Genomic DNA, 15,595 nt, shown 5'->3' with positions numbered 1-15,595 from the left:
ATTTAGACTCCACAGTCAGTTATGCTTTAGATAACTAAAGTTCGAAAAAGGAGGCTTGATCTCGTGCGGTGGTTGCGAGTGAAAGAACCGGTCAACGCCTGGTCACATCTGTTGACCTGCGCGGCGGCGGTCGTTGGGTTGATTTACTTGGTGGTAGCCTTCTCCGAACAGACAGCGGGCAAGTTGTCCTCCCTGATCATCTACGGGGCGAGCCTGATCGTCCTGTACCTCGCGAGCGGGTTGTACCACGCCGTCCGCACGACTCCGAGCAAGGAGCTCTGGCTCCGCAAGTTCGACCATGTCTCAATTTTTCTCCTGATCGCCGGCACCTACACGCCGGTGTTCGCCTACGGACTGCAAGGCGCATGGCAAGTCACGATGCTCTCCGTCGTCTGGGGACTCGCCGGGGCGGGGATGGTGCTTAAACTGTTCTTCATGAACATCCCGCGCTGGATCTCCACGCTGATCTACGTGGCACTGGGCTGGATTGCGGTCGTGCCGTTCTTCAAACTGATCCAGAACCTCCCCGCAGGCGCGATTCTCTTCATGTTCCTCGGAGGGATCGCCTACACGATCGGCGCCGTGATTTTCGGAACCAAGAAACTCGATTTCTTCCCCGGCAAATTCGGCTTCCACGAAGTCTGGCACATGTTCGTCTCGGCGGGCAGTGTGTTGCATTTCGTGATGATCGCCTTTTTCGTGGCAACTGTGTAAAGGAAAAAGCTCTTAGCGCCGTAGCGGCACTAAGAGCTTTTTTTATACGATCCGCACGTTGTATTTGCGCAACCAGGTATCGACTTGCGCCAGATACGCGAACAATTGCGGGCCGGCCATGAGTTGCCCGAACCACGGTTTGACGAAGTTGGGGTCGTTGGCTTTGGCGATCTCGCGGATCGTTTCCACGTCGATGAGCTGGTGCAGCGGCGACGATTTGTCATCGAGCACTTTGAGGACCATGTCGCGCACGGCGGCGAAGTAGTTCGGGTTGTGCGTTTTCGGGTACGGGCTTTTCTTGCGATAGAGGATGTCGTCGGGGAGCACGCCTTCGAGGGCTTTGCGGAGCAAGCCTTTTTCGCGTTGTTCGTAGTATTTCATCTCCCACGGGACGTTCCACATGTATTCGACGATGCGGTGGTCGCAGAACGGCACGCGCACTTCGAGCGACGCAAACATCGTCATGCGGTCCTTGCGGTCGAGCAGAGTCGGCATCCAGCGGAACAGGTTCAAGTAGGAGATTTCACGCGCCCGACGCTCGGCGGCATTTTCACCCGCCAGATGCGGGACTTCGGCGAGGGCTTGGTGGTAGCGGTCTTGGACGTACTCTTCGATGTTGATTTGCTGGCTCCATTCCTTGGACAGCCATGTCGCACGGTCCGCTTTGTTTCGCGACCACGGAAATGTACCTGCATTGACCATTTCTTCGCGGTAGAACCACGGGTAGCCGCCAAAAATTTCATCGGCACACTCGCCGGAGAGACCGACGGTCGCTTCCTTTTTGATCTCCTGAGAAAACAGGAGCAGGGAGGAGTCGACGTCCGCCATGCCGGGCAAGTCGCGGGCGAACATGGCGTCGCGCAGAGAGTCGACGAGCTGCGGCGTGTCGATCTCGATGTAATGGTGCTCGGAGCCGAGGAACTCTTGCATCCGCGTGACGAACGGAGCGTCGGGGTCCGGTTGGAAGTCGCTTTTCTTGAAGTTTTTGTCGTTGCCTTTGTAGTCGATGGAGAAGGTATGGAGTTTGCCGAGGTTCTCGCGCTCGAATTTTTTCGCTGCAAACGCCGAGATCATCGAGGAATCGAGACCGCCCGAGAGGAACGTGCAGATCGGGACGTCGGAAACCAGTTGGCGTTCGACCGCGTCTTGGAGCAGTTCACGGACGTTGGCGACAGTGGTGTCAAAGTCGTCCTCGTGCCGGAAACTGTCGAGCTTCCAGTATTGCGTGATCTTCAACCCGTTGCGGCTGAATTGCAAGAAGTGCCCCGGTTTCAGCTCGTGAACACCTTGAAAAACGCCGTGGCCCGGCGTCTTCGCCGGTCCGATGGCGAACACTTCCGCAAGACCCTCCGCGTTTACAACCGGCTCGACGGCAGGGTGAGCCAGCAACGCTTTTAGTTCCGAAGCAAACAGGAAGCCTGCTCCGCGCTCCGCATAGAACAGCGGTTTGACGCCGAGGCGGTCACGGGCGATGAACAAATTTTGCTCTTTGGGGTCCCAGATTGCAAATGCGAAGATCCCGTTGAAACGCTCCACACACGCCGGGCCCCACTCGATGTAGGACGTGAGCAGGACTTCGGTGTCGGAGTGACCTTGAAACTTGTAGCCGCGGGCCAACAGGTCGCGGCGGATGTCTTCGGTATTGTAAAGTTCACCGTTATACACCAAGGTGTACGTGTGATCCCCGCGCACCCGGCTCATCGGTTGTTGCCCGTTTGTAAGGTCTACCACCGCGAGACGGCGGTGGGCAAAAGCTGTATGTTGGGATAAAAAAATGCCCCCGGCATCCGGACCTCTGTTGTACAGCGTCTCCGCCATGTCCTCCAGGACGGCACTCTGTTGGGTGAGGTCAAGCTTCCAATCGGTCCAGCCTGCGATTCCGCACATAGTTACACGTTCCCCTCCCCTATGGATTCACGTCGAGACAGTTCCCTCAGGTGAGATTGGGAACGACACTCGCCTAGCATGAGATAACCTATGCGGGGAGGATTGTCTATGTTTCCGTTACAGATTGGGGGCGACTTCGCGCAGGACTTTTTGCGCCAGCTCTTCAGTGAGGAGAGAGGAGATCATCCAGCGGCAGAGATCGAGGGAAGCCATGCATCCGGCTGCCGTGGCGATCTGCGGGCTGGCGAGCACGAACGGCTCCGAGACAAATTCGACGCCGTAGGAGCGGAGTTGTTTTTCGCGGGTGTAGTAAGAGGTGGCACGCTTGCCTGTGAGATGTCCGGCGGAAGCGAGAAGCAGGGAGCCGGAGCACATCGAGGCGAGCAGTTGGGTGTCGGAGTTGAGGTTGCGGGCGGCTTCGAGGAGTTCGGATTCTTTTAAAAGACCCTGTAGTCCGGCACCGCTTGCGATGAGCACGGCATCGGCGTCGGAGAGAGTGGTGAGGTCCGCATGGGTGGGGATGGTGAGGCCGGCGACGGAGGTGATGTGCGAGGTGGTGGCGGCGATCTGCACCTGCCATTCGCCTTTGGTATACTTGCCCACGCGGTTCAGCAGATCCCACGGGAGAAATACATCAATATCTGTAAAGCGATCAAACGCCAAAATGACAACCTTCACGACAAAAACCTCCCAAGTGTCGATTATTGGATTTTATTAGGTAACATTCTGTGACAGAACGCGCAATCCCTTTTCGCATGTGGTAGGATACGGGTAGAGTTCGACCTAGATCCCATGCAGAGAGGATGTTACATACCATGTTCGTTTCCATGAACCGACTGACCGTTCCGGCAGAATACCGTGAGCACCTCGAAGGCCGATTCGCCACCGCCGGCGAGCGCATGAGCCAAGTAGCAGGCTGCCTCGAGTACCAATTCCTCGTCCCGACTGAGGGCGACGAGTTGGTGGTTTACACCAAATGGGAAGACGAAGCCGCGTACAAAGCGTGGGTTGAGTCCGACTCTTTCACCAAAGCGCATGCCAACGCCAACCCGAACTCCCCGGTTAAGGGCGACCTGCGTTTGTACAACGTGAAGTTCTCTTCGTAACACGATAAGCTTGTGAAAAAGCCCTCATGTGATTTGAACATGAGGGCTTTTTATTGGCTTAGTACTTGATTCGCATAGATGAAAAGTCGAATGTATTCAAGCACTGAAAACAGATCATGAAAGTTATAGTTTGGCAATCGAGATACATTGCTTAGCTTTGTATCCTCATGGGTGTGGATATGGAAAGGCTCGGTACTTGTCCTGTAGGCTTTCTCTTCATGTGATTCTGAATGGAACGATAAGATTCCACGGCTTGCTTTCTCGTTGGTGACCCAATCATAGTAGAAATGATCTATCTTACCTTCCTTTGTGTAGTGCTCCGTTACGAAAAGCTTTGTGTTGTTTTTTAGGATGTACGTTTTTCTTGCGCAGATAAAAGAACTTCCCATCCCGGTGCTATCGGTTTCTCTCACGTTGTCAATGATGTCGAGAAACATGGTTTCGAGAAATAGAAAATTTGACGGGTCTTGTTCAATGTCGGCCATCTGCTGTTACGTCTCCTCTCGATCACCAATCCTTCGCTGAAGATACTTCCATTCTTGAAGGTCTCTTCTCGTTTCGAAATCTGCTTTTTCAATGTCCTGATTTTGAAGGTACTGCTCATACGTAGACTTATATTTTTGTTCAAAAAATGCAATCGACTTTGTCAATTCCAACAATTCCTGATTGGCGGTTCTCGGTGTTTGGGGAGGCGTAGAGAATTTCTCTGCAACTTCACGAATCGTCAAGATCACTCCGGTTGGGCTCTTCCAACGAGTTGATTCCGGGATTCTGGTTTGCTTGTTGCCGCCCTTGAGCTCGATGCCTATAAACCGCCCCTCTTTTAACCAATTATGTATCGTGGTAATTGATACCCCAAACAACTTGGCGATTTGGCCGGTAGTATAGACTTTGCCGTACTCGACTTCTTCCGTTGCGACAGTAACGATAATCTCAAGCGCTTTGACGAGGGCGTCTTCTAATTGCTTCTTATCCATCGGATTGTGGACAGTCAGTGCCTCATGGGCCAATGCGTTGCCCGGCAATGTAATTTTTAGAAAATTGGTCAATGCAAGGGTGAAAAGATCCCCTCGTAGAGCAGTGCCTTCAACAAGAGACTTAGACAGTGCAAACCGCTGTTCCAACAGTACTTGTTTATCGGCCGCTTCAAACATATACAATCACCTCATGCCTCCATTCTATCGAAACTGAAAGTGAAATACAAGCAACTGAAAGTGAACTAAAAGACATTGTATAATCTTACCCACTCAGTGTATAGGTTATGCCATGAGTCCGACTCTTTCACCTAGGCGACATGGCAATGTCACCCGAATTCTACGGTGATTTCTATGAAATGAATTCTATAAATAGGTGGAAATTCCATCCTATTATTGATATTTGTAATTTATTTTTTCGTCGTATTCTCATATTTGATATGAGTGGTATACGTAAGTTGAAACTTCTAAGGTTGTGGCTAAGTGGTGGCGAAGGTGTGTTGTCTTGTAGTTGGTAAACGGTTTCTCCTATAATGAGAGATAGATGTTTTTTCTGGCAGGGGGTGTTTGAAGATGATGATCTCCTTCGAAGTCCAACCAAATGACAAGTTCCACTTGAGGGCTGCCAGTGTTGTCATCCACAACGGGCGGGTGCTTTTTCAGAAGCCGGTAGAACTTGACCTCTGGTTCTTGCCCGGTGGTCGGGTAGAGTATTACGAGACGGCAGAGGTGGCGCTGAGACGTGAGATGATGGAGGAGTTTGGAGTTGAGGTTGTTAGCAGCCAATTGCTTTGGATGGTAGAAAACTTCTTCGAGGAAACCGTCAGTGGGAGCCGCGTTCATGAAGTCGGGATGTACCATCTCGTGGAAATTCCGGAGGATCACCCGATCCGCATGCACGAAGGCGAATTCGCCGGACTTGAAGAGGGATACGTCCACCGCTGGATCGCATTTGACGAACTGGATCAGTACAACATCGTCCCCGCGTTTGTCACGCCTGCCCTCCGCGAATTGTCTGAGTCAAAACAATTCAAACACATCGTGAATCGAGAAGTACGATAGGCTGGTTGTACATGGGTACTAATATGGATTGCATTGAAAAAACCATTGGCTAACAAGCAGATGGTTTTTCTTATGAAATATTTTATCCTTTTGCATAATTATTTGTGTTCCAAGTGTATAATTATTTCGGATATTGTGCTATTATTGCGGTGAGGTGATTGTTGAACTATTTCTTAATCTTAGAACTTGCAAGGGGGGATGCGCATGAGTACGGTTGAACGAATGGCAACTTCGGAGATCGAGAAAGTCTCTTTAACGAGACGAATTTCCGAACTCATGCAGGAGAAAGGTGAGGCGTACTCGTTACGTGGTTTTTCACAGCGACTGGGCATAAATCGTGAGACGTTACGCTTGTTTCTAACTGGGCAACGGCGTATTTCTTCAACCAGACTGGAACAGATCGCGCAAGGGCTTCGGATGAGCGTGGAGAGGCTGAAACAAACAGACACGGTCAAACTGGAACAGGACTTGGCCGTGATCTTGAAGGCCAACAAGAGAACCAAACCCATGATGATCCGAGCCTTGGCAATGGCTACTGAACTTGTCCATGTCGCACAGGGTGCGACGGAGCGAGGGTATGCTCTTTTAAATCTGGGTCGAGTCCACTATCTGCAAAAAGACTTCGACGAATCACATGAATTATGGTTACAAGCTTTGGAGCATGCGAAGTACCTACATGAGGAGTATGATGAGCGAGATCTTCTAAACAAGGTCACAGCGAATCTCATGCTGACCTACACCATTCGCAAAGAGTACAGCAATGTCGAGAACTTTCTCTGTGCGGTGGAAGCGGTTTTCGCGGATGATCCGTTACAATTGGGAATGGCGCAGTACACCAGAATGACAGTTTGTGAGGAACGCGGGAAACTGGAGCGTGCCAAAGAGCATGCCTACCGTTCTTATGAGTACCTCAAACAAACTGGAAGCCAAGAGCAGATTGGGCACGCTCTGATCAATATGGCGCATTGCGAATATCGTCTGGGGAAGTACCAGATCTCTGCCAAGTTGCTGTCAGAGGCGATGAGTGCCTTAGCAGATTATGAGAACATTTTGATCCTTGCGGTGAAGGAATACGTAAAGTCCCTCATGCAACTGCGCGACTATTCGGCGGTGACACAACTTGTGGAGAAGTATTCTACAGTAGCGAAATCCTATCCGGAGTATTGGGCGAGATTGCAAATCATGAATGCGAGAGCTACGGGCAATCCAGCCCTTGCGGAAGCCGTCACAAATGAAGCATCTGTTAGTCTTCGCGTCAGATATTTTGCGTGCAAGTCTCTGATGGAATTTTATACATTACACGGCGATTTCGAATCTGCTGCGCGTTACTATGAAAAGAGTCGAATCTATTCAAACCAAAAAAGCGAGTACCTAAACGAAGGAGGATTCTAAATGAGACGTTTTGTATTATATGGGGCAGTATTGGTAGCGGCGGTGGGGTTGGTTATTTCTACAACGAACATCAGCAAAACTGCTGAAACATCACCTCCGGGACCGGCTATTGCTGCGAACTACAAATAGGGGAACCTTCCCACAAAAAAAGGAGCAGCCCCCACGGGGTCTGCTCCTTCTCTTTTTCCCTTACTTCGTGATCTTGATCGTAGCCGCCGAACGGTCAGCAGCTTCGGACAGGACTTCAATCTTCAAGCCGTAGCTCGGGAGTTTGAGGCCTGCGTCCGGTGCGGACGGGGTCCAGTAGTTGGTCTTGTCGTCGAAGATCGGGTTCGGGTTCTTCGCTGCGTTGTAGAGGTGGAAGCCCTTGTCGTAGTACACGTCAAGGTCTGCGCCTTTTTTCAACGAGAACGAAGCGTCGTAGATTTGGTAACGAGTGCCTGCGATGGAGCCGTTGGAATCGTAACCGCCCCAGTGGTGAACGTCTTGGGTCGAGTCAACCACGCCGAGGAAGCCTTTGCCCGGGTGAGCAGCGGTCCAGTTGTCATCGTACGCTTCGTTGACGTACCAGATCAGCATGCCCGGGTTGTAGCTCATCAGCGACGTGCCGCGGCGGATGTGTGCCAGACCTTGGTCAACGCCTGCATGGTTGCGCCATTCCACGAGGTAGTGGTGCTTGGTTGCGTACTTGCCTTCGTGTTTCGCAAAGCCGTTCAGGGTGAACAGCGGAGTGCCTTCTGCGCCGTCAGAGAGGATCGCAGAGCCGTTTTTCGTCACTTTGACGTTGTCGACGAAGAAGCCGTCGAGGTTCGTGCCCCAGTCGGTCATCGAACGGAATTGCAATTGAATCTTCTGACCTTTGTATGCGCTCAGGTCGATGGTTTCATGGACCCAGCCGCCGGAATCGCCGGTGTAGCCCGGCAGGTTCGCTTTGATCGCCGGGTATCCGTCCGCGACGATGTCATTCGTCGTGTGGGAAGTCGAAAGCGATTTCCAGGTTGCGCCGTTGTCGGTGGAAACTTGGACCATCGAGTAGTCCCAACCGTTTTCCATCTTGTACCAGGTGTCATAGTCGAGCGTTGCGGAGGTCGCGCCCGTCAGATCGACGGTGGTGCTCATTTTGTTGTCCATTTCGTCCTTGCGGCCGCCGTAGTATTCATAGGAGCCGGTCGCCGGCGTGTTCAACTGGTGAACTTGATCCGGCAGGTCGATGCGCACGACGTCTTCGTTCGCGCCGTGGGTGGAAGCTTGGTCCAGCGTGTAGGTCAGGCCGGTCGCCGGGATGTCGGAGAGGCCGATTTTCTTACCTTGTTGCCAGTTCCCGCCGATGGTCGCTTGGTAGAATTCCTTCGCGTACGGAGAGAAGCCGGTCGGCTCGGAACCCGGGATGTCGCCTGCCCAAGAGCCGGAAGACATGATCGAGTAGTATTCGATCGGTTCGCCGTTGCCGGAGTAGATCGTGTCGTACTCGTCCGGCAGACCGAGGTCGTGGCCGTATTCGTGGGAGAAGACGCCGGTTGCGCCGTCTTCCGGTTCGACGGTGTAGTCAAACGCTCCCATTTGCCCGCCCCAGTACGGAACGGAAGCCGTGGTGCCCGGAATTTGGTACGGGCTGCCGAGGTCCCAACGGTGCGACCAGATCGCATCTTCGCCGAGTTGGCCGCCGCCCGCTTCTTCGCCGACGCCCGAGTGGATGACCATCAAGTGGTCAACCAAACCGTCCGGTTCACGGGTGTTGCCGTCGCCGTCGAGGTCGTAGATGTCCTCTTGGTCATATTGGCTGAGCGGAACGCCGTTTGCCGCCGCTGCTGCCAGCGCGTCTTGGATCAGGCCGCGCGGGTTCGCATCGTCGCCGTCGACGTTGCCGCCGTAAGATTTGTAGCCCTTCGGAGCTTTCAACCAGCCGTAAACGTCGCCGTCTACGGTGTAGGAGCCGCCGGATTGTTGCAGGTAGTATTGCGTCATCGAGATCTTGTTCTTGCCATCCGGGCCGGTGTAGCCGGTCGGGGAGAACAGCATCTGGCGGTAGTGTTCGGTGCTGTAATCGCTGAAATAGTTGTCGGTGTCCGACTTCGCGATGCTGTTGTGCGCGTAGTCGTTGTACTCGACGAGCAGGACGAGAATTTTGTCCTTGCGCAGCGAGCCGTTCCAAGCTTGCGGAGCAGCTGCAGACGGTGCCGTTGCAGAGACGGTGCCCGCTTTGGCGGTTTGTTTCATCGCCGTGCGCTTGGCAGACGCGTTGTTTTTGTCTGCTTGAGTTTCAGCAGACTTGGTGCGAGTTTGCAGATACTTGTTGAGTTCTGCCGTTTGTTGTTCCGGAGTGAGGCCTTGCGCGATCACGCCTTTTTGCGTCAACATTTGAATCATGCGATCTTGGTTGACGATTCCCAAGTCAAGCGGAGCCGCTTGGCTGAGGCTGGATGCGGGGGTGGTTGCCTGCGCCTGCGCCGGAAGCGTAGCCGGGGTCACGGTGAAGATCGTGCCGGCGACCAGCGCGGAGGTGAGACCCACGTTGAGCATCTTTTTGTTCATGAAATGTCCCTCCCTGTCTTTGTACAAGAATTTATTGTTACGGTATATATATTTCAACAAAGATCTGAAAATTCCTACTAGGATTCGCAAAAAAATTTTAAACTTCTTGAAGCATTTCTTGATAATCTGTCGCTCTTGGCGAAATGGGGGGGTATGGTACAATAGGAGGGACTGATTGTTTTTTGATAGGAGAGATTGAACTTGCATCGTAACTTACGGGATTTTATCGATACATTGCGCCGTGAGCGCGACATCGTGGAGATTACAGCGGAGGTCGATCCGTACCTGGAATTGGCGGAAATTCATCGCCGTGTCATTGCAGAGGGCGGTCCGGCGCTGCTGTTCACCAATGTCAAAGGTAGCAACTACCCGGTGTTCTCGAACATGTTCGGGACGATTCGCCGCGTCGATCTGGCGTTTGGCCCGCGACCGGAGCAATTAATGAAGGAAATCATCGGACTGACCCACAAACTCGTGCCGCCCACCCTTGGCAAACTGTGGGGCGAGCGCGGTTTGTTCCTCGAATTGATGAAAGTCGGCACCAAGAACGTCGGACGTGACAAAGCTCCGATTCTCGACATGGTCGACGCCCCGGCGAAGCTCTCGCAACTGCCGGTGCTCACTTCTTGGCACGAAGACGGCGGTCCGTTCGTCACGTTGCCGCTCGTCTACACCGAACACCCCGACCTCTCAAAAAAAGACCACAACCTCGGTATGTACCGCGTCCAAGTCTACGATGACCAAACGACCGGCATGCACTGGCAAATTCAAAAAGGCGGCGGCTTCCATCATTTCGAAGCGGAACAACGCGGTGAGGAATTGCCCGTCACCGTCTTCCTCGGCGGCCCGCCTGCGTTGATTGCTTCGGCGATTGCGCCTGTGCCGGAGATGCTGCCTGAATTGTTGCTCACGTCGCTGATTCTCGGCGAAAAACTGCCGGTCACCGCCGATCCGGCAGGGGGTCGCAATCCGTTGATCGCCGAAGCCGAATTCGCCATCGTGGGCAAAGTTCCGCCGCATGAACGCCGTCTGGAAGGCCCGTTCGGGGACCACTTCGGCTATTACTCGCTGGCTCATGAATTCCCGGTGTTCAACGTCGACCGCGTCTACCATCGCAAAGACGCGATCTACCCGGCGACCATCGTGGGCAAGCCGGTGCAAGAGGACTACTACCTCGGAGACTTCTTGCAACGCTTGCTCTCTCCGGCGTTTCCTCTGGCCATGCCGGGGGTTCGCGATCTCTGGACGTATGCAGAGACGGGCTTCCATGCGTTGGCCGCAGCGGTCGTGCGCGAAAGTTACAAGCGCGAGACGATTGCGCATGCCTTCCGCATCCTCGGCGAAGGTCAGTTGACGCTGACGAAGTTTTTGATTCTCACGGACAAGCCTGTGGAACTTTCCAACTTCCGTGCGACGTTCGAGCAAGTCTTGGAGCGTTTCGATCCGGCGACCGACCTGTTCGTCATCGGCAACACGTCCAACGACACGCTCGACTACACAGGCCGTCAGTTTAACAAAGGCTCCAAGGGCATCTTGCTTGGCGTCGGCGACCCGATCCGTCAACTTCCGGCGGAGTACAAAGGTCCGGACTTGGCGCTGGTCGACAAAGTCCAAGCGTTCTGCAAAGGCTGTCTCTGCATCTCCGGCGCTTCCTACGAGCAAGACCCGGACCTGGGCGCTCGCATCGTGCAACAGCATGCCGACGCTCTGCGCGAATGGCCGGTCGTGTTCCTCGTCGACGACGCCGGCATCGCCAAAGCGCAGAGTTCGTTCCTCTGGACGACGTTCACCCGCTTCGACCCGTCGCACGACATCTACGCAGAAGCCGATCTGGTGCGTCACCATGTCGCGTACAAACTGCCGATTGTCATCGACGCCCGCATGAAGCCTTGGTACCCGGACGAAGTGGAAACCCGCCCGGACATCGATTCCAAAGTGTCGGCGCGTTGGACCGAATACTTCGGCAAGAAACAATTCTAAACGCACAAAAAAATACCCCGGCGGTTGAAGGCCGCGGGGTATTTTTTTGTACCTAGAAGGGTTCCTTCCACTCCGACAACACGTCGATCCCTTGCGCTTGAACCGTCTTGCGCAGTTGGTTCAAGTTCACCACGTCGTCTTCGAACTCCACAGAAATGCGGTTGGTGCTCAAATCGACAACCGCGCGCTCCACGCCGGACAGTGCGTTCAGCGCCGTCGAGACCTTGCGAACCTCGTCTGCTGCGGCTTTGCGGATCATGATGTTTGCGATAGACATGAAAAGCCACCCCCCTCGTTTTCTAGGATGCGTTATAATGGGGAGGACTATGTTGGAAAGGTCGTGCCTTTTTTGTTAAAACGTGCCTTGCTTACGCTGGATGCCGTCACCGACCGCCTGTTGACCGGACGAACGCTGGTGGCGCTGGGGATGGCGTTTTTTGCATATCGGGATGTCGTGGCGGGAACGATCGGGCAGCAGATCATGAGCGCCGTGCTGATCGCGTTGTATTGCGCGGTGTTTTGGTTTGCCGGCAAATGGAAGACGGAGCGCGATCTCTGGGGCGTGACGCTGGTCGTCTCGATCGCCACCGATTTGAATGTGTTCGTGTTTCACGCCGGTTGGTGGAGCGTCATGCTGTTCCTGTTTTTGATCGGATTTTTTGCCATTCGAGTGCCGGGGACATTTGCCATCGTGCTCTCATCCGTCATCGGCTTGCAGGTGATGGCGTTGCAATTTCGATTCGGTGCCACGTTGCAGGACCGCTTGGGCTTGCTCGTCGGCCTGATGTCTGTCTTCATCGGCTTGCGAGGGTATCGTCTGCGCAACGAAGCTCATCTCGTGTCGCAAAAACATTTGGAAGAATTGCAAAAAACACATGCAGAACTCCAAGAAGCGACCGTCAAATCGATGCAGCACGCCGTCTTGGAGGAACGCACCCGCATCGCCCGCGACATTCACGATTCACTCGGGCACAGCTTGACGTCGCTGATCGTGCAGTTGCAAGCCCTGCAATATCTCACGGTGGACGGCAAACCGGAAGTCAAGGAAATGGTCGGGAACATGCTCCAAGTCGCCCGCACCTCGCTTGGCGAGATTCGCACGTCCGTCCACGCTCTCGCCGATGACAAAACGGTCGTCGGCATCACGTCTCTGCGCGCTTTTGTCAAGCAAGTGGAAGCGCACACGCATCTGGCCTGTACCTTTCAAGCGGTGGAGGAGTTGGACTTGTCCACCGAGACGACCGTCGTGCTCTACCGCGTTTTGCAAGAAGCGGTGACCAACGCCGTTCGCCACGCCAACGCCACGAGCCTCACAGTAGAATTTACAGAAAAAACGGAAGCCTCGCGCATCCAAATGATCATACGCGATGACGGAACTTTGCAACCGGGCACACCGATTCTCCCCGGATTCGGGATGAACGGGATGCAAGAGCGCATCCAAGCGGCGGGCGGTACGCTGACATTCACCCCCGTGGAACCGCACGGTCTCGAAGTTTGCTGTACAGTTCCTCTTCCACCAGAGCAAGGGAGTGACCACTGACATGGAAAAAATCAAAGTCGTGCTCGTCGACGACCAAAAAATGATCCGCCAAGGCTTCGGCTTCGTCATCAACGTTCAGCCGGACATGCAGGTCGTCGGAGAAGCGGAGAACGGGGAAGAAGCGGTCCAAGTGGTGCTGCAACAACTCCCGGACGTCGTGTTGATGGACGTGCAGATGCCGATCAAAACGGGCATCGAAGCCACTCGCGAGATCATCGCCCAACTTCCGCAAACCAAAGTGGTCATCCTCACGACGTTTGACGTCCACGAGTACGTGTTTGAAGGCATTCGGGCCGGAGCGGTCGGCTATCTCTTGAAGGACTCCGATGCCCAAGAGATGCTCGACGTCATCCGAGCCGCCATGCGCGGAGAAGCGATCTACCGCACCGCCACGGCCGCCCAAGCGCTCGGGCAGGTACTGGCATCGCAACTCCCCACTGCCTCCCCGCAAGCCACGTCCGATTTTCAGCCGCTCGAATCCTTGACCGAACGCGAACACGACGTGCTCCAACAGATGGCGTATGGTCTGCGCAACGACGTGATCGCGCAGAAGCTCTCCATCTCCGAAGGCACCGTGAAAACCCACGTCCACCGCATCCTCCAGAAGTTCGGCGTGGAAGACCGTACACAAGCGGTTGTACATGCGTTGCGAAACGGCATCGTGGAGTAAACCTCCGGATGTAGAAAAGAAGCCCTCTCTATCTCTGGATAGAGGGCTTTTTTTGTCAACAAATCAACCCTGCGGTAGATTCAGCCAATTCCGTTATCTCGTATGATTAAGCCATAGAGATCAACCAAAACTCACCAACAACTACCAAGGGGTGTTACCAAATGGATATGAAAACTGTCGTCATCGGTCTTCTGATTTTCCTCGTCGTCATCCGGGCGCAACTGCGTTCCCGCCAACTCAGCTCTCGTCAATTTTTCCTCCCGCTGCTCGTGTTGCTCTTCGGGATGTACACCGCAGCCAGCATCGGCGGCATCGCGGTCGGTGACTGGATCGTGCTCTTCACCGGCACGGTGCTCGGCGTCGCAGTCGGGATGGTTCAAGGCAAGTTCGTGCGTGTCTTTGAACAAAACGGTACGTGGTTCATCGCAGGTTCCCTCGCATCTGTCGGTCTCTGGCTCGCGTCGATTCCGATCCGCTTCGGTCTCAAGTACGGCATGTCCGCTCTGATTGCAACGCCGGATCTGTTCTCGGGCGACAACTTCATGGTTCCGTTCCTGTTCTCCATCGCAGGTCTCATGCTCGGCCGCATCATCATGGTTTCCATGCGCTACCCGAAACAAGCGTTGGCGTGGATGAACAACTAAGCGGACATACGGATCGTCCTTCCACATAATATGGTACTGTACCATGTGAGGAAAAAGCCGACAGGGCTAAGGGAGGCGTTACGGTGCAAACTAGAACCAGGGGTGTTCAAACCATGACCAGAAGTGAACGCAAGCGTCTGGATTGGCTTAACGAGAAGTCTCGAGCAGGTCGGTTGACCAAGCAAGAACAACTTGAGTTAGGCGAAGCACACCTGGAACAAACGCGCACCACCGCTGCAAAAAACCGCAAATAGCGTGCCCTTGAAAAAAAGATCCCTTTCTCCTCAGGAGGAAGGGATCTTTTCCCTGTGAAGCGAAGAGGGAGAGGAGAAGCAGAGAGAGGGATGACACATGAACGTCTATTGGGATTGCGTAGACAACGAGGGCAGCATCTACTACTTGGGCAAGACCGACAAAGGGCTGGTCGTGATGACGTTGGCGGGGGAGGACGAGCAGTTGTTCCTCGACCGTGTTCGGGAAAAAGTCCCGGGAGCGGTGTTGGTGCACGATCCGGAGCGGATGGCGTACGAGATGCAACAGCTGCGTGAATACTTCACGGGCGAGCGCCATACGTTTGACGTGGAGTTCGACTTGCGGGGGACAGACTTCCAGATCGCGGTGTGGAGAGCGCTGTATGACATTCCGTATGGCGAGACGAGATCGTATCTGGAGATTGCCACCGCCATCGGCAACCCGAAAGCGGTGCGAGCAGTAGGCGGGGCGTGTGGCAAGAACCCGGTCTCCCTGATCATTCCCTGCCACCGCGTTCTCGGCAAATCAGGAGCCATGACAGGCTTCTCCGCAGCAGGAGGCATCGACTCCAAACAAAAAATGCTCCACTTCGAAGCCCAACACACCCAAACAGGCCTCTTCGCTCCGCAATAGCAAGCAAGCCAAGGAGCAAAAAATTGCTTCGCAAGATTGAAACACCACTTGCTCGCAAGCTTGAAACTATCACTTGCTTCGCAAGATTGAAGCTAACACTTGCTTCGCAAGATTGAAACACCACTTGCTCGCAAGCTTGAAACTATCACTTGCTTCGCAAGATTGAAGCTAACACTTGCTTCGCAAGCCAATTTATTAACGACCCGAAG

General features: G+C 54.0%; 17 protein-coding genes. 11 read left to right on the top strand and 6 right to left on the bottom strand.

The features are described from left to right. Positions 1 to 63 precede the first annotated feature (63 nt). Positions 64 to 714, top strand: a complete 651-nt coding sequence (trhA, locus tag JJB07_RS17110) for a PAQR family membrane homeostasis protein TrhA (protein ID WP_347338361.1) — start codon at positions 64 to 66, stop codon at positions 712 to 714. A 42-nt stretch (positions 715 to 756) separates the two neighbouring features. Here trhA and asnB read toward each other — a convergent pair whose 3' ends face one another. Then, a complete protein-coding gene (gene asnB / locus JJB07_RS17105) occupies positions 757 to 2,601 on the bottom strand; it encodes an asparagine synthase (glutamine-hydrolyzing) (RefSeq protein ID WP_201637135.1) in 1,845 nt (614 codons plus the stop codon). A 117-nt stretch (positions 2,602 to 2,718) separates the two neighbouring features. Next, entirely contained in the window at positions 2,719 to 3,279 is a 561-nt protein-coding gene (locus JJB07_RS17100) for a DJ-1/PfpI family protein (protein WP_201637133.1), read from the bottom strand. A gap of 137 nt (positions 3,280 to 3,416) precedes the next feature. On the opposite strand from JJB07_RS17100, the gene JJB07_RS17095 reads away from it, so the two are divergent. Further along, the gene (locus JJB07_RS17095; protein ID WP_109690393.1) at positions 3,417 to 3,707 is read left to right on the top strand and encodes an antibiotic biosynthesis monooxygenase family protein; all 291 of its coding nucleotides are present in this window, start codon (positions 3,417 to 3,419) and stop codon (positions 3,705 to 3,707) included. Between the two features lie 50 nt (positions 3,708 to 3,757). Here JJB07_RS17095 and JJB07_RS17090 read toward each other — a convergent pair whose 3' ends face one another. Together JJB07_RS17090 and JJB07_RS17085 are read right to left on the bottom strand one after the other, a co-directional pair. Then, on the bottom strand, positions 3,758 to 4,192 hold the full coding sequence (locus JJB07_RS17090; protein WP_201637131.1) for a toxin-antitoxin system TumE family protein: 435 nt from the start codon (positions 4,190 to 4,192) through the stop codon (positions 3,758 to 3,760). A 6-nt stretch (positions 4,193 to 4,198) separates the two neighbouring features. After that, positions 4,199 to 4,861 (bottom strand): helix-turn-helix domain-containing protein, encoded by a 663-nt coding sequence (locus JJB07_RS17085; protein WP_201637130.1) that lies wholly within the window; start codon positions 4,859 to 4,861, stop codon positions 4,199 to 4,201. 393 nt (positions 4,862 to 5,254) lie between these two features. On the opposite strand from JJB07_RS17085, the gene JJB07_RS17080 reads away from it, so the two are divergent. The 3 genes from JJB07_RS17080 to JJB07_RS24290 all read left to right on the top strand — a co-directional run bounded on the left by JJB07_RS17080 (position 5,255) and on the right by JJB07_RS24290 (position 7,264). After that, the gene (locus JJB07_RS17080) at positions 5,255 to 5,743 is read left to right on the top strand and encodes an NUDIX hydrolase (protein ID WP_201637129.1); all 489 of its coding nucleotides are present in this window, start codon (positions 5,255 to 5,257) and stop codon (positions 5,741 to 5,743) included. 204 nt (positions 5,744 to 5,947) lie between these two features. Next, positions 5,948 to 7,135: a helix-turn-helix domain-containing protein gene (locus JJB07_RS17075; RefSeq protein WP_201637128.1), complete on the top strand. Its 1,188-nt coding sequence runs from the start codon at positions 5,948 to 5,950 to the stop codon at positions 7,133 to 7,135. Continuing rightward, on the top strand, positions 7,136 to 7,264 hold the full coding sequence (locus JJB07_RS24290) for a hypothetical protein (RefSeq protein ID WP_283809142.1): 129 nt from the start codon (positions 7,136 to 7,138) through the stop codon (positions 7,262 to 7,264). A gap of 60 nt (positions 7,265 to 7,324) precedes the next feature. On the opposite strand, the gene JJB07_RS17070 is transcribed toward JJB07_RS24290, so the two are convergent. Further along, positions 7,325 to 9,667 (bottom strand): immune inhibitor A domain-containing protein, encoded by a 2,343-nt coding sequence (locus JJB07_RS17070; protein WP_201637127.1) that lies wholly within the window; start codon positions 9,665 to 9,667, stop codon positions 7,325 to 7,327. 201 nt (positions 9,668 to 9,868) lie between these two features. Here JJB07_RS17070 and JJB07_RS17065 point away from each other — a divergent pair, with 201 nt between their 5' ends. Continuing rightward, the gene (locus JJB07_RS17065; RefSeq protein ID WP_201637126.1) at positions 9,869 to 11,647 is read left to right on the top strand and encodes a UbiD family decarboxylase; all 1,779 of its coding nucleotides are present in this window, start codon (positions 9,869 to 9,871) and stop codon (positions 11,645 to 11,647) included. Between the two features lie 52 nt (positions 11,648 to 11,699). Here the strand turns inward: JJB07_RS17065 and JJB07_RS17060 are convergent, their stop codons facing one another. Continuing rightward, positions 11,700 to 11,924 (bottom strand): heavy-metal-associated domain-containing protein, encoded by a 225-nt coding sequence (locus JJB07_RS17060; RefSeq protein WP_201637125.1) that lies wholly within the window; start codon positions 11,922 to 11,924, stop codon positions 11,700 to 11,702. A 72-nt stretch (positions 11,925 to 11,996) separates the two neighbouring features. Between JJB07_RS17060 and JJB07_RS17055 the strand changes: the two genes are divergently transcribed. From JJB07_RS17055 to JJB07_RS17035, 5 genes are all read left to right on the top strand, one after another. Continuing rightward, positions 11,997 to 13,187, top strand: coding sequence for a sensor histidine kinase (locus JJB07_RS17055; protein ID WP_201637123.1), 1,191 nt, complete (start codon positions 11,997 to 11,999; stop codon positions 13,185 to 13,187). A gap of 1 nt (position 13,188) precedes the next feature. Beyond that, entirely contained in the window at positions 13,189 to 13,857 is a 669-nt protein-coding gene (locus tag JJB07_RS17050; RefSeq protein ID WP_201637121.1) for a response regulator, read from the top strand. A gap of 161 nt (positions 13,858 to 14,018) precedes the next feature. After that, a complete protein-coding gene (locus JJB07_RS17045; protein WP_201637119.1) occupies positions 14,019 to 14,501 on the top strand; it encodes a hypothetical protein in 483 nt (160 codons plus the stop codon). A gap of 113 nt (positions 14,502 to 14,614) precedes the next feature. After that, positions 14,615 to 14,755: a hypothetical protein gene (locus JJB07_RS17040; protein WP_201637117.1), complete on the top strand. Its 141-nt coding sequence runs from the start codon at positions 14,615 to 14,617 to the stop codon at positions 14,753 to 14,755. 97 nt (positions 14,756 to 14,852) lie between these two features. Next, on the top strand, positions 14,853 to 15,386 hold the full coding sequence (locus tag JJB07_RS17035; protein WP_283809141.1) for a methylated-DNA--[protein]-cysteine S-methyltransferase: 534 nt from the start codon (positions 14,853 to 14,855) through the stop codon (positions 15,384 to 15,386). Positions 15,387 to 15,595 lie beyond the last annotated feature (209 nt).

Origin of the sequence: Tumebacillus amylolyticus (assembly GCF_016722965.1) — a bacterium.
GTDB classification, from domain to species: domain Bacteria; phylum Bacillota; class Bacilli; order Tumebacillales; family Tumebacillaceae; genus Tumebacillus; species Tumebacillus amylolyticus.
The sequence above is the reverse complement of the archived record's forward strand: the minus strand, read 5'-3'. Positions and strand labels throughout refer to the sequence as shown.

Excerpts from the sequence above, each read along its gene's own strand:
- asnB (WP_201637135.1), bottom strand. The coding sequence starts at position 2,601 with ATGTGCGGAATCGCAGGCTGGACCGATTGGAAGCTTGACCTCACCCAA.
- JJB07_RS17095 (WP_109690393.1), top strand. The coding sequence starts at position 3,417 with ATGTTCGTTTCCATGAACCGACTGACCGTTCCGGCAGAATACCGTGAG.
- JJB07_RS17090 (WP_201637131.1), bottom strand. The coding sequence starts at position 4,192 with ATGGCCGACATTGAACAAGACCCGTCAAATTTTCTATTTCTCGAAACC.
- JJB07_RS17085 (WP_201637130.1), bottom strand. The coding sequence starts at position 4,861 with ATGTTTGAAGCGGCCGATAAACAAGTACTGTTGGAACAGCGGTTTGCA.
- JJB07_RS17080 (WP_201637129.1), top strand. The coding sequence starts at position 5,255 with ATGATGATCTCCTTCGAAGTCCAACCAAATGACAAGTTCCACTTGAGG.
- JJB07_RS17075 (WP_201637128.1), top strand. The coding sequence starts at position 5,948 with ATGAGTACGGTTGAACGAATGGCAACTTCGGAGATCGAGAAAGTCTCT.
- JJB07_RS24290 (WP_283809142.1), top strand. The coding sequence starts at position 7,136 with ATGAGACGTTTTGTATTATATGGGGCAGTATTGGTAGCGGCGGTGGGG.
- JJB07_RS17070 (WP_201637127.1), bottom strand. The coding sequence starts at position 9,667 with ATGAACAAAAAGATGCTCAACGTGGGTCTCACCTCCGCGCTGGTCGCC.
- JJB07_RS17060 (WP_201637125.1), bottom strand. The coding sequence starts at position 11,924 with ATGTCTATCGCAAACATCATGATCCGCAAAGCCGCAGCAGACGAGGTT.
- JJB07_RS17050 (WP_201637121.1), top strand. The coding sequence starts at position 13,189 with ATGGAAAAAATCAAAGTCGTGCTCGTCGACGACCAAAAAATGATCCGC.
- JJB07_RS17045 (WP_201637119.1), top strand. The coding sequence starts at position 14,019 with ATGGATATGAAAACTGTCGTCATCGGTCTTCTGATTTTCCTCGTCGTC.
- JJB07_RS17040 (WP_201637117.1), top strand. The coding sequence starts at position 14,615 with ATGACCAGAAGTGAACGCAAGCGTCTGGATTGGCTTAACGAGAAGTCT.
- JJB07_RS17035 (WP_283809141.1), top strand. The coding sequence starts at position 14,853 with ATGAACGTCTATTGGGATTGCGTAGACAACGAGGGCAGCATCTACTAC.